The organism is Anaerostipes amylophilus (genome assembly GCF_025567365.1).
Taxonomy (GTDB): domain Bacteria; phylum Bacillota; class Clostridia; order Lachnospirales; family Lachnospiraceae; genus Anaerostipes; species Anaerostipes amylophilus.
Window position 1 is genome coordinate 72,506 of sequence record NZ_JAOQJG010000002.1, and the last position, 17,623, is coordinate 90,128.

Annotated in this window: 17 protein-coding genes; 16 read left to right on the top strand and 1 reads right to left on the bottom strand. The window is 38.3% G+C overall.

Annotated features, from left to right (window positions below):
* Positions 1-57: 57 nt before the first annotated feature.
* Positions 58-1,140, bottom strand: a complete 1,083-nt coding sequence (locus tag OCV53_RS02865; protein WP_055196512.1) for a LacI family DNA-binding transcriptional regulator — start codon at positions 1,138-1,140, stop codon at positions 58-60.
* A 366-nt stretch (positions 1,141-1,506) separates the two neighbouring features.
* Between OCV53_RS02865 and fsa the strand changes: the two genes are divergently transcribed.
* The 16 genes from fsa to OCV53_RS02945 all read left to right on the top strand — a co-directional run bounded on the left by fsa (position 1,507) and on the right by OCV53_RS02945 (position 17,622).
* A complete protein-coding gene (gene fsa, locus OCV53_RS02870; RefSeq protein ID WP_055196513.1) occupies positions 1,507-2,163 on the top strand; it encodes a fructose-6-phosphate aldolase in 657 nt (218 codons plus the stop codon).
* 18 nt (positions 2,164-2,181) lie between these two features.
* Positions 2,182-3,003: a transketolase gene (locus OCV53_RS02875; RefSeq protein WP_055196716.1), complete on the top strand. Its 822-nt coding sequence runs from the start codon at positions 2,182-2,184 to the stop codon at positions 3,001-3,003.
* Between the two features lies 1 nt (position 3,004).
* Positions 3,005-3,943: a transketolase family protein gene (locus tag OCV53_RS02880; protein WP_055196514.1), complete on the top strand. Its 939-nt coding sequence runs from the start codon at positions 3,005-3,007 to the stop codon at positions 3,941-3,943.
* A gap of 127 nt (positions 3,944-4,070) precedes the next feature.
* Positions 4,071-4,901, top strand: a complete 831-nt coding sequence (locus tag OCV53_RS02885) for a DUF975 family protein (RefSeq protein ID WP_022374242.1) — start codon at positions 4,071-4,073, stop codon at positions 4,899-4,901.
* A gap of 156 nt (positions 4,902-5,057) precedes the next feature.
* Entirely contained in the window at positions 5,058-6,410 is a 1,353-nt protein-coding gene (gene glmM / locus OCV53_RS02890; protein ID WP_055196516.1) for a phosphoglucosamine mutase, read from the top strand.
* A gap of 3 nt (positions 6,411-6,413) precedes the next feature.
* On the top strand, positions 6,414-8,642 hold the full coding sequence (gene priA, locus OCV53_RS02895) for a replication restart helicase PriA (RefSeq protein ID WP_055196517.1): 2,229 nt from the start codon (positions 6,414-6,416) through the stop codon (positions 8,640-8,642).
* Positions 8,643-8,697: 55 nt separating this feature from the next.
* Positions 8,698-9,177 (top strand): peptide deformylase, encoded by a 480-nt coding sequence (gene def, locus OCV53_RS02900; protein WP_022374245.1) that lies wholly within the window; start codon positions 8,698-8,700, stop codon positions 9,175-9,177.
* A gap of 1 nt (position 9,178) precedes the next feature.
* Positions 9,179-10,108 (top strand): methionyl-tRNA formyltransferase, encoded by a 930-nt coding sequence (gene fmt, locus OCV53_RS02905; protein WP_055196518.1) that lies wholly within the window; start codon positions 9,179-9,181, stop codon positions 10,106-10,108.
* Between the two features lie 3 nt (positions 10,109-10,111).
* Entirely contained in the window at positions 10,112-11,455 is a 1,344-nt protein-coding gene (rsmB, locus tag OCV53_RS02910; protein WP_055196519.1) for a 16S rRNA (cytosine(967)-C(5))-methyltransferase RsmB, read from the top strand.
* Between the two features lie 4 nt (positions 11,456-11,459).
* On the top strand, positions 11,460-12,491 hold the full coding sequence (rlmN, locus tag OCV53_RS02915) for a dual-specificity RNA methyltransferase RlmN (protein WP_022374248.1): 1,032 nt from the start codon (positions 11,460-11,462) through the stop codon (positions 12,489-12,491).
* 11 nt (positions 12,492-12,502) lie between these two features.
* Positions 12,503-13,222, top strand: coding sequence for a Stp1/IreP family PP2C-type Ser/Thr phosphatase (locus OCV53_RS02920; RefSeq protein WP_022374249.1), 720 nt, complete (start codon positions 12,503-12,505; stop codon positions 13,220-13,222).
* A gap of 12 nt (positions 13,223-13,234) precedes the next feature.
* Entirely contained in the window at positions 13,235-15,085 is a 1,851-nt protein-coding gene (gene pknB / locus OCV53_RS02925) for a Stk1 family PASTA domain-containing Ser/Thr kinase (protein WP_055196520.1), read from the top strand.
* A gap of 13 nt (positions 15,086-15,098) precedes the next feature.
* Complete coding sequence (gene rsgA / locus OCV53_RS02930; RefSeq protein ID WP_022374251.1) at positions 15,099-15,974, top strand: ribosome small subunit-dependent GTPase A; 876 nt, start codon at positions 15,099-15,101, stop codon at positions 15,972-15,974.
* Positions 15,974-16,609 carry a thiamine diphosphokinase gene (locus tag OCV53_RS02935; protein WP_022374252.1) on the top strand — a complete coding sequence of 212 codons (636 nt, stop codon included), beginning with the start codon at positions 15,974-15,976 and terminating at the stop codon, positions 16,607-16,609. The genes rsgA and OCV53_RS02935 overlap by 1 nt, the downstream gene beginning before the upstream one ends.
* A gap of 11 nt (positions 16,610-16,620) precedes the next feature.
* Entirely contained in the window at positions 16,621-17,112 is a 492-nt protein-coding gene (locus OCV53_RS02940) for a hypothetical protein (RefSeq protein WP_022374253.1), read from the top strand.
* A gap of 3 nt (positions 17,113-17,115) precedes the next feature.
* Positions 17,116-17,622 (top strand): gamma carbonic anhydrase family protein, encoded by a 507-nt coding sequence (locus tag OCV53_RS02945; protein WP_055196522.1) that lies wholly within the window; start codon positions 17,116-17,118, stop codon positions 17,620-17,622.
* Position 17,623: the final 1 nt, after the last annotated feature.

Sequence of the window (17,623 nt, forward strand, 5' to 3'; positions counted from 1 at the left end):
TTGTTTTAAATATTGATTCTTATCTTATTTTTGTCACATATACGAAAGCCTATCAAATCAGCCTTTTGCTTTTCCCGTACTTCTTCGTTTTACGATAAATGGTTCAAACTCGAGTTTTGTGACAAAACTTCGAGGTTGATTTTTTGTCTTGGAATCACGGATACGAACAATGATATCAACAGCTTCCCTTCCCTTAGCTTCGATGGAATGTTCAACAGTTGTAAGAGAGATACGATTCATATCAGCCATTGGAACGTTGTCAAAACCACAGACAGAAAAGTCATTTGGAACTTTGTATTTCATTTCATATAAAGCATCCAAAATACCAAAAGCTACCATATCATTATATCCGACAAAAGCAGTGCAGTCCGTTCCTTCCTCGAGGATTTGCTTTGTGAGATTATACCCAGAGGAGTATTCCAAAAGATTTGGAGAAAGCAGATTATATTCTCCAGGAGAAAGAGAACGGATCTGTACACAATCATCTCCAAATCCATGCTCTTTGAAAGTAGCGACAAGAGCATCATAACGTTTTGATCTGGAACGCTCAATATCAGTGATCGGTGTTGATATGTAAGTAATCTTACGATGTCCAAGAGAAATGAGATGTTCTGCGACAAGTCTTGCAGGTTTTACACTGCTGATATGAATCGAATCAAATGTGATCTCATCATTTTTATCACCGATATTAACGATCGGGATCTGTTTGGACATTTCGTTTACTTCTGGAAGAAATGAAGTTGAATACAGATAAATGATTCCAGCAGTATCAAGATCATTTTTCATAAGATCAAGATAATATTGTTCGGTACTTGGATTACGAAGCGTTGGTGCGACAAAAGTTAGATATCCGTAATCATGTGCCCGTTCGGTGATCGAATGTATCAAAGTTGTATAATAGTGATTTGATAAAAATGGACAGATGATCAAAATAACTTTAGAAAGAGGCTTGTTTTTTGATTCTGTTTGTTTCTTCTTTTTTTGGTAACCAAGCTCTTTCGCAGCATCAAATACTTTCTTCTTTGTACTCTCTGAAAATGAAACATTGCTTTTATTATTTAAGATCATGGAGACTGCAGATTGTGAGAGACCGACATGATCTGCAATGTCTTTGGTTGTAACTTTCTTCTTTAAGCCCATAAAATCCTCCTTAATCAAAATTATTTTAATTAATTAATAACTGTTAATAAAAATTTGAAATATTACTAATAAAAAATAAATTATTAATTAAAACCACATTTATCATAGCATATTTTTTTGAAAAAAAACAAGGAAAATCAAGCTTTTTATAATTGAAAGAAATTAAAAAAATCATCTTGAAAAAAATAAAAAAACAAGGTACTATTAATAAAGTTGAAAAATATTAATAAATTCATCGCATAATGCTTAAAAATGCCTTGTTTTGCGATTTGACAACCATCATTGTCCATGGTTAAATAAAGCCAGAAACAAAACAACGAACAAAAACAAACAACAATAAACAATGTTTTTAGGAGGAAGTAAGTTATGAGATTTTTCGTGGACACAGCAGATGTAGATCAGATTCGTAAAGCAAATGATATGGGAGTTATCTGTGGAGTAACAACAAACCCATCATTAATCGCAAAATCAGGAAGACAGTTCGATGATGTTATCAAAGAGATCACAACTATCGTAGATGGAGCGATCAGTGGAGAAGTAAAAGCTACAACAACTGATGCAGAAGGAATGATCAAAGAAGCAAGAGAAATCGCTAAGATCCATCCAAACATGGTTGTAAAAATTCCTACAACAATCGAAGGGTTAAAAGCTACAAAAGTATTATCTTCTGAAGGAATCAAAACAAACCTTACATTAATCTTCAATCCAAACCAAGCATTATTAGCTGCAAGAGCTGGAGCAACATATGTATCTCCATTCTTAGGAAGATTAGATGACATTTCTCAGAACGGATTAGACTTGATTGCAGATATCAGAGAAATCTTTGATGCAGCAGGAGATATCGATACACAGATCATCTGCGCAAGTATACGTAACCCAATCCACGTAATGGAATGTGCTAAGATGGGAGCTGACATTGCCACAGTACCATATAATGTATTCGAACAGATGATGAAACACCCATTAACAGATCAGGGAATCGAAAAATTCCAGGCAGATTATAAAGCAGTATTCGGAGAATAAGAAAGGGTGGTAGATACAATGACAACCGCAGAATTAAAGAAAACAGCAAATGAGGTTCGCAAAGGCATCATTAAGTCAACACATGCTGCCAAATCTGGACATCCAGGCGGATCTTTATCAGCAGCCGACTTATTTACATATCTGTATTTTGTTGAGTTAAACGTTGATCCTAAGAATCCAAAAGATGAAAACAGAGATCGTTTTGTATTATCCAAAGGACATGTAGCTCCTGGATATTATTCAACATTAGCAGAAAGAGGATTCTTCCCTAAAGAAGACCTGTTAACATTAAGACATGTCGGATCTTATTTACAGGGACATCCTGATATGAAGAAAATCCCTGGAGTAGATATGTCCAGCGGATCTTTAGGACAGGGAATCTCTGCTGCAGTTGGTATGGCACTTGCTGCAAAACTTCAGAATAAAGATTATCGTACATATACACTTCTTGGAGATGGTGAGATCCAGGAAGGTCAGGTATGGGAAGCTGCAATGTTTGCAGGATCAAGAAAACTTGATAATTTAGTAGTGATCGTTGATAACAACGGATTACAGATTGACGGACCAATCGATGAAGTAAACTCTCCATATCCAATCGGAGCTAAATTTGAAGCATTTAACTTTAATGTGGTTGAAATTGATGGTCACGACTTTGATCAGATCGCAGATGCATTCAAACAGGCAAAAGAATGCAAAGGAAAACCAACAGCGATCATTATGAAGACGATCAAAGGTAAAGGTGTATCTTTCATGGAGAACCAGGTATCATGGCATGGTTCTGCACCAAATGATGAACAATGTAAACAGGCACTGGAAGAATTAGAAAAGGTGGGCGAGTAAGATGGCAGAAGTAAAGAAGATTGCGACAAGAGAAAGCTATGGTAATGCTTTAGTTGAATTAGGACAGGAAAACCCTAATGTTGTAGTTTTAGATGCTGACTTAGCCGCTGCAACTAAAACAGGAATGTTTAAAAAAGCTTTTCCAGAAAGACATATTGACTGTGGTATCGCAGAGTGCAATATGATCGGTATTGCTGCAGGACTTGCAGCAGCAGGAATGACTCCATTTGCAAGTAGTTTTGCTATGTTTGCAGCTGGACGTGCATTTGAACAGGTAAGAAACTCTGTTGGATATCCACACTTAAACGTTAAGATCGGAGCGACTCATGGTGGTATTTCCGTAGGTGAAGACGGTGCAACACATCAGTGCTGTGAAGATATCGCCCTAATGCGTACAATCCCTGGAATGACAGTTATCGTTCCATCTGATGATATTGAAGCAAAAGCAGCAGTCAAAGCAGCAGCAGCTATGGAAGGACCAGTCTATATGAGATTTGGCCGTCTGGCAGTACCTGTGATCAACGATGAAGATTACAAATTCGAGATTGGTAAAGGTAACGTTTTAAAAGAAGGAACAGACGTAGCGATCATCGCGAACGGACTTTGTGTTGCTGAATCCTTAGAAGCAGCTAAAAAATTAGAGGCAGAAGGAATCAACGCTCAGGTGATCAATATGGCTACAGTAAAACCATTAGATACAGAGCTTGTATTAAAAGCAGCAAAAGAAACAGGAAAAGTCGTTACAGTTGAAGAACATTCAGTGATCGGTGGATTAGGAAGTGCTGTATGTGATGTATTATCTGAACAGCTTCCAACACCTGTATTAAAGATTGGTGTTAATGATGTCTTTGGACATTCAGGACCAGCAGTAGAACTGATCAAAGAATTCGGATTAGATGGTGACAGTATCGCTGCCAAAGTAAAAGAATTTGTAAAATAATAAATTCTCTTAATAAATAAAATGAAGAAACAGCACATTTGTTTTTATAGCAGATGTGCTGTTTTTATGTTATGATAAATTTAGTTTTATGATCAAAACAATTTAGGAAAGGGACAGGTGATTGATTATGTGGACACGAGGTGAATTAAAGGAACGAGGAAAGGCGGCATTGCATCGCAATTACTGGATCGTTGTGCTGGCAACACTTGTAGTTACAGCATTGACAGGAGGATTTAGCAATACAGCTGGAAATGGTTCTTTACAAGATGGAAGTAATGCAGTAGCTGGAAATGGTGATGCATCTGCAACTTTGATGCAAATGTTGTTTTCACTTTTTGGGGTTACCGGTGATATGATTTATAAAAAATTAATAGGACCAGTATACGCAGGAATGTATGCATCATTTCTATTGATCCTGATAATGATAGTTATTAGTGCTGGATTGTTGTTTCGGATTTTTGTTGGTAATTTATTTGAAGTTGGCGGATGCCGTTTCTATGAAGAAAACAGTGAACATAAAACAAGGATTGCATGGATTATTGATGGATTTCGTAATGGGGCTTACTTAAGGAATGTTGTAACGATTTTTTTGAGAGATTTGTATACATTATTATGGATGCTATGCTTGATCATACCAGGAATTGTAAAAAGTTATGAATATAAAATGATTCCGTATATTCTTGCAGAAAATCCACAGATTTCAAGGAAAAGGGCTTTTGAATTAAGTAAACAGATGATGGATGGACAGAAAGGGGACGCATTTGTGTTAGATCTTTCTTTTATCGGATGGGAGTTTTTATCTTTTATCACACTTGGAATTGTTCAAATCTTTTATGTGGGTCCATACATAAATGTGACATGGGCAGAATTTTATAAAGTTATGCGTGAGAATGCATTGGAGTCAGGAATTGCGACAAGAGAAGAACTTCCAGGACTTCAAAAAGAAATAGACGAATAAAGATTTCATAAGAGGACTTAGATAGAATTGATCTGAGTTCTCTTTTATATTATTTAAGAAAAAGTTCATAGATTCTATATTTGATAGGAACTGTGAATCATGTTATACTATAGATTAGCAAAAAAATAATCAGGAATTATTTAAGGAGTTTGTAAGATGGGAAAATATTTTGGAACAGACGGGTTCCGTGGAGAAGCAAATATAAATTTAACTGTAGAACATGCATATAAAGTAGGACGTTACATCGGATGGTATTTTAATCAGAAGTCAAGCAGCAGAGCAAAGATCGTCATTGGTAAAGATACAAGACGAAGCAGTTATATGTTCGAGAATGCACTAGTTGCAGGACTGACTGCATCTGGTGCTGATGCTTATATGCTTTATGTAACAACAACACCAAGTGTTGCTTATGTCGTAAGAACAGAACAATTTGACTGTGGTATCATGATCTCAGCAAGCCACAATCCATACTATGACAATGGGATCAAACTGATCAATGCCAAAGGACATAAGATGGAAGCAGAAGTCGAAGCGAAGATCGAGGCATACATCGATGGAGAGATCGAAGAACTTCCATTTGCAACCAAGAAAGAAATCGGTCGTGCAAAAGACTATGCAGCAGGAAGAAACCACTACATCGGATATCTGATCTCAACTGCAACAAGATCATTTAAAGGTGTGAAAGTCGGATTAGATTGTTCTAACGGAAGTTCTTTCGCAATCGCTGAGAATGTATTTAAAGCACTTGGAGCAGAAACACATGTGATCAATAACGAACCAGATGGAACAAACATCAATACAAACTGTGGTTCTACACATATCGAAATCTTACAGGGATATGTCAAAGAGAATCATTTAGACGTAGGGTTTGCATATGACGGAGACGCTGACCGTTGTATCGCTGTTGATGAGAATGGTAAGGTTGTTGATGGAGACCTGATCCTTTATGTATGCGGACAATACATGAAGAAACATGGAGAATTAAATAACAATACAGTTGTAACAACAGTGATGTCTAACCTAGGATTATATAAAGCATTTGATGCAGCAGGAATCTCTTATGAGAAGACAGCTGTTGGTGATAAATATGTCAATGAAAATATGGTCAAGAACGGACATGCATTAGGTGGAGAACAGTCTGGACATATCATTTTCAGTAAGTTCGCAACAACAGGAGATGGTATCTTAACATCTATTAAGATCATGGAAGCAATGATCGAACAGAAACAGACACTTGCACAGTTAGCAGAACCAGTACAGATCTTCCCACAGATTCTTGAAAATGTCCGTGTGACAGATAAAGCAGCAGCACAGGCAGATGAAGATGTGCAGAAGGCAGTCAAAGAAGTGGAAACAGAACTTGGAGATGAGGGAAGAATCTTAGTACGTGAAAGTGGAACAGAACCACTAGTACGAGTTATGGTTGAGGCAAGAAGCCATGAGATCTGCAGAGAGAAAGTAGATAAAGTGGTGAAAGTCTTAAGAGAGAAAGGTCACGTTATCAAATAGTCTATGGAAAAGTTATATGCGGATATTATCATTAATATTTCTCATGAGGCACTGGATAAGGTATTTGCCTACAAAGTGCCTTTTTCCTTGATTCAGGATATTCGAGTGGGGCAGCAGGTCGTTGTCCCATTTGGACGTTCTAATAAGGAGCAGACAGGATATGTGGTCAATCTTTCAAGAACTGTAAACTACGATGAGAGTAAAGTCAAGGAGATCATAAGAATCGAGACAGACCATGTTGGCGTGGAAGCGAAGATGATAGAGCTTGCAGCGTGGATTCGGGAGAATTATGGATCAACAATGATTCAGGCACTAAAAACAGTTCTTCCAGTACAAGAGAAAGTTGCAAGAAAAGCAAGAAAATATATTGAACTGACCATGGATGCAGTACATGGACCTGCGATGCTTGAGGAGTATTTTAGTAAGCATTATGTGGCGAAAGCAAGACTTTTGGCAGCATTGCTAGATCATCATAAGATTTCATGGGAGATGGCATCAAAAGACTTAAAGATTTCCAAAAGTACAGTGGACAGCATGGAGAAAGAAGGAATTCTCCATGTTGTGACAGAATATTATTATCGAAGTCCGGGACAATTCAATGCAGCATACTCCCAGACAGAGATTACATTAAATGAACAGCAGCAGGAATTGATCGATGAATTCAGAGAAGATTTTTTGAAGAAGAATTACAAAACATATCTTTTACATGGAATTACAGGAAGTGGAAAGACAGAAGTATATCTTGCAGCGATTGAAGAAGTGATCAAGAAAGGAAAACAGGCAATTGTCTTAATCCCCGAGATCGCATTGACGTATCAGACAGTAACAAGATTTACAAAGCGTTTTGGTGACCGCGTGTCAATCTTGAATTCGAGGTTATCAAAGGGAGAGAAATACGATCAATGGCTGCGTGCAAAACGTGGGGATATTGATGTGATTATTGGACCAAGATCAGCATTGTTTGTGCCATTTCCGAATTTGGGATTGATCGTGATCGATGAAGAACATGAAGGAAGTTACAAGAGTGAGCAGACGCCGAAATATCACGCAAGAGAAGTAGCGATCAAGAAAGCACAGATGGAAGGTGCATCTGTGATCCTTGGTTCAGCAACACCATCTATGGACAGTTATAAACATGCACAGGATGGAACTTACCGTTTATGGGAACTTACTAAACGTGCTAAAGAAGCAGTTCTTCCAAAGGTTTATATAGAAGATCTAAGGGAAGAACTAAAGGCTGGAAACCGCAGCATGTTTAGTAGAAGATTACGAGATCTTATACAAGACCGTCTGGATAAAGGTGAGCAGATCATGTTGTTTTTAAACCGCAGAGGATATGCAGGATTTGTTTCATGCAGAAGCTGTGGCCATGTGATGGAGTGCCCACATTGTGATATTTCGATGACGTATCACAGAGATGGCAGACTTCGGTGTCATTATTGTGGGTATGAACAGCCGATGCTGAAAGTCTGCCCAGAATGTGGAAGTCCGTACATTGGAACATTTGGTCTTGGTACTCAGAAAGTAGAAGCAGCACTTTATAAAGAATTTCCACAGGCAAGAGTTCTTCGAATGGACATGGATACAACGAAGAGAAAAAACAGTCATGAAAAGATACTATCAGCATTTTCCGATGGTGAGGCAGATATCTTAGTTGGAACACAGATGATCGTGAAAGGGCATGATTTTGCAAATGTAACATTAGTTGGAGTTCTGGCAGCAGATCTTTCACTGCATGCAAATGATTACAGAGCCGGGGAGAGAACCTTTCAGCTTCTTACGCAGGCAGCAGGAAGAGCAGGAAGAGGAAGCAAGCCGGGCGAAGTTGTGATCCAGACGTATTCACCAGATCATTACAGCATTCAGACGGCAGCCAGACAGGACTATCATGCATTTTATAATGAAGAGATCGCATATCGTACGATGATGAAATACCCTCCGGTATGGCAGATGTTAGTTGTATTTGCATCAGGAGAAGATAAGGCATGGCTTGATAAAGTAATGGATGCGATGGCAGAAGTTGCAAAGCATATGGATCTTATGGTGATCGGACCGAGTGAGGCAGGATTTGGCAAGATCAATGATCAATACCGCAAGGTTATTTATATTAAGAATAAAGATTACGAGATACTGGTAAAGGCAAAGAATCGTCTGGAGCAGTGGATTGACTTGAACAATATCAGAAAGAAATTACTGGTTAATTTTGATTTTAACCCGATGAACAGTTATTAACCAAGAAATAGGTATTAAGACATATAGTTGTTAACAAGAAGAAAAGGAGAAAATTATGGCAATTCGACAGATTCGAGTATTAGGAGATGACATTTTAAGAAAGACATCCAAAGAAGTAAAGGAAATGACACCAAGAATGCATACATTAGTAGAGGATATGTATGACACAATGTATGAGGCAATGGGAGTTGGACTTGCGGCACCGCAGGTTGGAATCTTAAAGAGAATCGTAGTGATCGACACAGGAGAAGAAGGAGAATGTGTAACACTTGTAAATCCAGTGATCACATTAAAAGAAGGAGAACAGGTTGGAGAAGAAGGATGTTTAAGTCTTCCAGGAAAAGTAGCCGTTGTAAAACGTCCAGACCACGTTATCTGTGAAGCATTTGACGAAGATATGAACCCGATCACAGTCGAAGGATTTGGTTTATTTGCAAGAGCAATCTGTCATGAAACAGATCATTTAGATGGAATTTTATACCCAGATGTAGCAGAAGAACCAGCAAGAGACATCACAATGGAAGAGGTAGAATAAGATGAGAGCAGTATTTATGGGAACTCCGGAGTTTGCAGTACCAACCTTGCAGGCACTGATCGATCACCATGAAGTGCTTGCCGTTGTGACACAGCCGGATAAACAAAGAGGACGCGGAAAGAAAATGCAGTTTCCTCCAGTGAAAGAAAAAGCAGTTGAATACGACATCCCGGTTTATCAGCCACAGAGAGCCAGAGATGAAGAATTTATCGAAGAATTAAAGAAGATCAATCCAGATGTGATCGTAGTCGTAGCTTATGGGCAGATTTTGCCAGAAAGCATCTTAAATATTCCAAAATACGGATGTATCAATGTGCATGGATCACTTCTTCCAAAATACAGAGGAGCAGCACCAATTCAGTGGGCAGTCCTTGATGGAGAAGAAAAGACAGGAATCACAACGATGTATATGGAAAAAGGTCTTGATACTGGAGACATGATCGACAAAGCAGAAGTTGTGTTAGACGAGAAGGAAACAGCAGGTTCTCTGCATGATAAACTCATGGTATTAGGGGCAGACTTATTATTGGAGACATTAAAGAAATTAGAAGATGGTACTGCGGTCAGAAAGAAACAAAATGACGAAGAAAGCTGTTATGCTAAGATGTTAAGCAAAGATATGGGACAGATCGATTTTACAAAAGATGCAAAAGAGATCGAATGTCTTATTCGTGGAATGAATCCATGGCCAAGTGCCTATACATCTCTTGATGGAAAAACAATGAAAGTCTGGGAAGCAGATGTGTTAGACAGAGAAAGCAAAGAAGAACCAGGAACGATCGTCGAAGTGACAAAGAAAGAGATCATCGTGGCGACAGGAAGCAACGATCTTGCACTTCATGAGATTCAGCTGGCAGGAAAGAAACGTATGCAGGTACAGGCATTTTTACTTGGATATCAGGTAGAAGCAGGTATGAAATTAGGAGAGTAATTGATGGAGAATCCAAGAGAATGTGCATTGGATGTGCTTATTAAAGTTGATAAAAAGGAAGAATTATCCCATATAGCGATCAGCAATGTTTTAGAAAAATACCAGTTTTCAGAAAAAAGAGACAGAGCCTTTTTTACAAGATTGGTGGAAGGAACACTAGAACGTCAGATTACGATCGATTATGTGGCTGATCAGTTTTCAAAAACAAAGATCAGAAAATGCAAACCTTTAATCAGAGCATTGCTTCGCATGGGAATCTACCAGATCCTTTACATGGATCAGGTACCAGATTCAGCAGCATGTAATGAGGCAGTAAAATTAGCAAAGAAGCGAGGATTTTCAAGATTATCAGGCTTTGTAAATGGAGTACTCCGCAATATTTCAAGAAAAAAAGAAACGATCAGTTATCCAAAGAAGGACAAGAATCTTGTAACATATTTGTCTGTGACCTATTCAATTCCAGAATGGATCATAAAATTCTTTATGAAAACATACGACGATGAGACAGTGGAGAAGATCATAGAATCTTACTTAGAAGACAAAAAGACAACACTGTGCTGCCTTATGAGCAAAGGCGGCAAAGATGTGATCCGTAAGGAATTAGAAGAAGAGAATGTCACAGTAGAAGACGGAGAACTGATTGAAAATGCAGTGAAGATTTCAGATTATGATTTCTTATACCGACTGAGAGCATTCCGTGAAGGAAAATGCTATGTGCAGGATGAAAGTTCCATGTTATGTGCAAAGTTAGCTGGAGCAAAAGAAGGACAGTTTGTAATGGATCTTTGCAGTGCACCAGGAGGAAAATCCTTGTATACAGCTGATCAGATGAAAGGCAGTGGGCAGGTATTATCAAGAGATCTGACAGAATATAAGACAGATCTGATCGAAGATAACATTGAGCGCATGGGATTTACCAATATGGAAGCAGAAGTATTCGATGCGACAATTTTGGACGAAGAACATATCGAAGCAGCAGATGTAGTGATCGCAGATGTTCCATGTTCTGGTCTTGGGATCATGGGTAAGAAAAATGATATCAAATACCATATTTCTGAAGATGGAATGAAAGATCTTGTAAAACTTCAAAGAGAAATTCTTACAAATGCAGTACAGTATGTAAAACATGGAGGAACTTTGATCTACAGCACATGTACGATCAATCCAGAAGAGAATGAAAAGAATATGCAGTGGATAATTAATAATTTTGATTACGAAGCTGTGGATATCACAGAAGAATTGCCAAAGAATCTAAAGATTGAAACTGCAAAAGATGGATATATCCAGCTGCTTCCGGGAGTTCATCCATGTGATGGATTCTTCATAGCAAAATTAAGGAGAAAATAATTTTATGGATTTAAAATCAATGACTCTTATTGAGATGCAGGAATATATGGAATCGATCGGAGAGAAGAAATTTCGTGCCAAACAGGTATACGAATGGTTTCATAAACATCTTGCACTATCTCTTGATGAGATGAATAATATACCAAAGAAATTAAAAGAAAAAATAGAGCAGACACAGGATGTTTATGGAGTCAAACCAGTCGATTGTTTTATATCAAAGATTGATGGAACCAGAAAATATCTGTTTGAATTATATGATGGGAATATCATTGAAAGTGTATTGATGAAATACAAGCATGGAAATTCTGTCTGTATTTCATCTCAGGCAGGTTGCAGAATGGGATGTAAATTCTGTGCATCCACACTTGGTGGATTAGACCGAAACCTGACACCATCCGAGATGCTTTCCCAGATTTATTATATCCAGAGAGATACAGGAGAAAGAGTTTCCAATGTTGTGATGATGGGAACAGGGGAACCGATGGATAATTACGACAATGTGTTAAGGTTTTTAGAATTGATCACATCTGAGAATGGATTAAATATCAGTCAGAGAAATATCACGATCTCAACATGTGGAATTGTTCCAAAGATCAAAGAATTAGCTGAAAAACATTTGCAGATTACATTAGCAATCTCTCTTCATTCTCCAAATGATGAAATGAGACGAGGACTTATGCCAATTGCTATGAGATATTCGATCAATGAGTTGTTAGATGCATGCCATTACTATTTTAAAGAAACAAATCGAAGAATGACATTTGAGTATAGTCTGGTAGCCGGTGTGAATGATCAGCCGGTACATGCACAGGAACTGGCGTCAAGATTAAAAGGTTTTCCATGTCATGTAAATCTGATCCCAGTCAATCCGATCAAAGAGCGAGATTTCAAGCAGTCCATGCCTCAGTCAGTGATGGAATTTAAAAAGATACTTGAAAAAAATCGTGTAAATGTTACCATAAGAAGAGAAATGGGCGCAGATATCAATGCCGCCTGTGGACAGCTTAGAAGAAAAAAACTGCAGTCAAGATTGTAAAGGAGAACGATATGCGATCCGTAGGAGCTTCACATATAGGCAAGGTAAGGACAGAGAATCAGGATAAGATTTTCTTTCATGACCAGCCTGTAGGGAACTTAAAAAATCTTTATATTGTGGCAGATGGTATGGGAGGACACCGCGCAGGAGGGAAGGCCTCTTCTTTTGCAGTGGAAAGATTTGTAGAATTGATCGAAGAATCAGAACAGACAGACCCGATTGAGCTTATGAAGACTTGTATTGCCACAGTGAATCAGGAAATCATTGCAGAAAGCAAGGAGAATGAAAAGTACGCAGGAATGGGTACGACTTTTGTTGCCGCAACGGTTTCTGATCATAAAGTTACTGTTATGAATATTGGTGATAGCAGATTATATTATGGAAATAAGGAATTAAAACAGATTACGGTAGATCATTCTTATGTAGAAGAACTGATCAATGCTGGAATGTTAGATAGAGAACAGGGAAGGATTCATCCGAAGAAGAATGTGATCACAAGAGCTCTTGGTTCACAGGTAGCAACGCCGGATTTTTTTGAATTTGAAGCAGAAGAAGGATACCTGCTGCTTTGCAGTGATGGACTTTCCAATATGATATCAAACGATGAGTTAAAAGAACTTCTTTTAGATCACGATCAGATTGCCAATAAGATAAACAAGATGATCGCTCGTGCCAATGAGTACGGAGGAAAAGATAATATTTCGTTGGTGATCGTGGATTTAAAGAGATGAGGTGAAGGATAGATGTTAGAACTTGGTACGATGCTGTCAGGCCGTTATGAGGTGCTCAAGCGCGTTGGAAGCGGTGGAATGGCAGATGTTTATATGGCGAAAGATCATAAACTAAACCGGAACGTTGCAGTGAAGGTATTAAAAAGTGAATATGTAGAAGACGAGAAATTTTTAAAAAAATTTGAGACAGAAGCACAAGCCGTAGCAAGATTATCCCATCCAAATATCGTTAATATCTATGATGTTGGGATAGAAGATGGCATTAACTATATTGTTATGGAACTTGCAGAAGGTATTACATTAAAAGAATATATCAGAAAAAAAGGATATTTAAGTCCAAAAGAAACGGTGGAGATTTCAACGCAGATCGCATCCGCAATCTCCCATGCACATAAAAATCATATTATTCACAGAGATATCAAACCGCAGAATATCCTTGTGTCTGATACTGGAATTATTAAAGTTACAGATTTTGGGATTGCAAAGGCAACAAGCAGTAATACAGTAACTTCCACAGCAACAGCTATGGGATCCGTACATTATATTTCGCCAGAACAGGCAAAGGGACGTTTTTGTGATGAGAAGAGTGATATTTATTCTTTAGGTATCACAATGTATGAGATGGTTACAGGTCATGTTCCATTTGATCATGAAAATGGTGTAACGATCGCATTGATGCATTTGCAGAATGAGATCACACCTCCAAGTCAGATCAGGGATGGAATTCCAGACAGCTTAGAAAAGATCATTCTAAAATGTACAATGAAAAAGCCGGAAGAGCGTTATCAGACAGCAGATGATCTGATCGCTGATCTGCGACTTGTATTTGAAGACACATCTGGCGGTTATGTAGGTGTTGTGCCGGCAATCGATGATTCGCCAACGATTATGATCGATCAGAATGAGCTGACACAGAGAATCAATACACCAAAGAAGGATCAAAAGATACAACAGGAAGAACCATTGAAAGATGAAGAACAGAATGCGTATCTTGATGAAGATGATGAGGAAGAATCCGGAATGAATTCCAAGATTGAGAAATTAGTTATTGTGCTTGCGGCAGTTGTTGGAGCAATCATATTAATTTCAATCATTGTATTTGTTGTGAAAAGTTCTGGAGTGTTCAAATCCGGAAAATCAACAACGACAACAAGCATTGGAACAACGGCAGAATCAAATGACACGGAATCTAAAAAATATACAGTCGACAACTATATTGGAATGTCATTAAGTGCAGCAAGAGAGAAGATCGATGGCAAATTTAAGATCAAAGTAGAAGAAGAATATTCTGCTGATTATGCAAAGGGTCTTGTTATAAGACAGGATCCAGAAAGTGATACAGAATTAGAGGAAGGCAAAACACTGACTTTAGTTGTAAGCAAAGGTACAAGAACAGAAGATAAAGTTTCTGTGCCAGAAGTTGTAGGCAAGATGGAATCGTCAGCCAAAAGTGAGTTAGAAGCAGCAGGACTGAAAGTATCTGTTAAGACAAAATACAGTACAGATGTAGCAAAAGGAAAAGTTATTTCCCAGTCACCAGGAAGTGGAAATCAAGTTACAAAGAATTCTACAGTCGTTATTACTGTAAGCCAAGGTGAGAAACCAGAGACTATGGTAAGAGTGCCAAATCTTCGTTATTTCACAGAATCAGGAGCAAGAAGTGAACTAAAGAATTCGAATTTGGTACTTGGAAGTGTATTAACAGAATATAGTGACAGTGTTGAAAAAGGACTTGTTATCAGACAGACAGTAAGTTCAGGAAGCAAAGTAAAAGAAGGAACAGCAGTCGGAATTTATGTGAGCCTTGGGCCTCGCCAGACTGCAACAACAGCAGATCAGGATTCAACAGCAGATGAAGAATAGCAGGAGATAATTCATGCAGGGAAAGATCATAAAAGGAATCGCAGGATTTTATTATGTGCAGACAGAAGATAAATTATATGAATGTAAGGCAAAAGGTATTTTCAGGAATAAGAAGATGAAGCCATTAGTCGGAGATAATGTTGAAATTGATATTCTTGACGAGGAAGATCAGGAAGGAAACATTACAAAGATCTATGAGAGAAGTAACGAATTGATCCGTCCGGCAGTTGCAAATGTCAATCAGGCGTTGATCATATTTGCAGCGAAAAACCCAAAGCCGAACTATAATCTGTTGGATCGATTCTTGATGATGATGGAGAAACAGGAAGTACCTGTGATCGTCTGCTTCAACAAAGTGGATCTTGCAAAAGAACAAGATCTGACATTGTTAGAAAAAGTATATGAAAACTGTGGACATATTGTAAAGTTCATCAGCGTCAAAGAAGAAGAAGGAATTGATGAGATCAGGAAACTGATCCACGGAAAGACGACAGTGCTTGCAGGACCATCCGGAGTAGGAAAATCATCTTTGATGAATCTGCTCCAGCCAGAAGCACAGATGGAAACAGGAGAAGTCAGTGAGAAGATCAAAAGAGGACGTCATACAACAAGGCATTCGGAATTGATCCGTATCGAGAAAGATACATTTGTATTAGATACTCCGGGATTTAGTTCTTTATTTATTCATATGTTTGAAGAAGACGAGATCAAAGATTATTTTCAGGAATTTGCTGATTATGAAGATGAATGTAGATTTCAGGGATGCAGTCACACGCATGAGCCTGACTGTGGAGTTAAGAAAGCTTTGGAAGAAGGAAAGATTTCAAAGATCCGATATGATAATTATGTAAATATTTATACAGAATTAAAAGAAAAGAGAAAATGGTAATGCGCGTATTGATTTTAACAGGCGGAGCGGTAGAAGAAACATTTGCGGCAGATTATATTAAGAAGTGGAATCCAGATAAAGTGATCACCGCAGACAAAGGACTGCTTTACGCTAAAAAATTAGATATCAAACCAGATATCATTCTGGGTGATTTTGATAGCTGCAACAAGGATGTAATGGAAGAGTTTTCCACAGATGAGAAGATCATCGCACCATGTGAGAAAGACGATACCGATACAGGACTTGCAATGCAGAAAGCCATTGAAACAGGTGCAGACGAGATCCTGTTAGTGGGAGGAACAGGAACAAGGCTGGATCATGTTTTAGGTAATATCGGGCAGTTGTTTTATGCACACAGCAAGGGTGTAAAGGCAGAGCTGATCGATGCGAATAATCGTATGAGAGTTCTGGATCACAAAAGCACAGTATCAAAGAAAGACCAGTTTGGTAAATATGTATCTTTGATCCCGATATATGAGGCAAAAGGTGTCACATTACAGGGATTTAAATACCCACTGAATAATGACACGCTGGTATTCCATGAATCATGGGGGATCAGCAATGAACTGGAAGCAGAAGAAGGAACTATCTCTTATCGAGAAGGCAAACTGCTTCTGATAGAAAGTAGAGATTGAGGTTATACAAGATGAAGAAAGAAAATGTAACAACGAATAAAGTAACAAGAAAGCTGGAAAAGGTTCTCTGGGCGGTTTTGATCCTGATGTTTATCATATCAGTGATCGGAATGTTTTTAGGACAGTATATGAATGGTAACGTATTCTATAAAATGTGTGTGATCATGACAATATTAGCTGCCGCCATTTTATCAGCAGAACGTTTTTATTTTGGAAAAGAAATGGGAAGAGATATGCCAGAAGCATTTAAGATCGGTTACTGGCTGATCATCGCATGGGCAGTGATCTTACTGATCCACGCGGCAGGATTGGCATTTTTACCATTTTTAATGGAACTTGAATACAGAGTATTATGGGTAGTGGTTCCAACGGTCAGCTTATTATGGATGACAAGATATATCTTCGGAGACAACCTAGACTGGGATAAGACAGACAAGAAGGGTTGGAAAGAAGGAAGAATGAACTACTCTCAGAAGAGCAATAAGAAGAATATCGGGAGATAGAACATGAATTACAAACAGGCAAAGATCGCTGATTCAGCAAAAGTAGCAAAAGAAACTGTTTTAGTTGGGGATATTACTATAGGAGAAGAATCTACGGTACTGTTCTTTACAGCAATGCGCTGTGAAGGAGAAGAGTCCATTGTGATCGGAAATCAGAGTAATATACAGGAAAATTGTACGATCCATGTAGATGAAGGGAATAGTGTAAAAATCGGTGATGGAGTGACAGTTGGACATAACAGCGTGATCCATGGATGCCAGATCGGAGATAATTCCATGATCGGAATGGGATCTGTTATTATGAATGGAGCAAAGATCGGTAATCACTGCTTGATCGGGGCAGGAAGTCTTGTAACACAAAATACAGTGATCCCAGATAGATCTTTAGTTATGGGAAGTCCAGCAAGAGTCAAACGTACATTGACAGAGGACGAGATCAAATATCTTGAGGGAAGCAGAGAAGAATATGTAGAAGTAGGAAAGCTGCTTCGAGAAGATGGGATACTTTAAG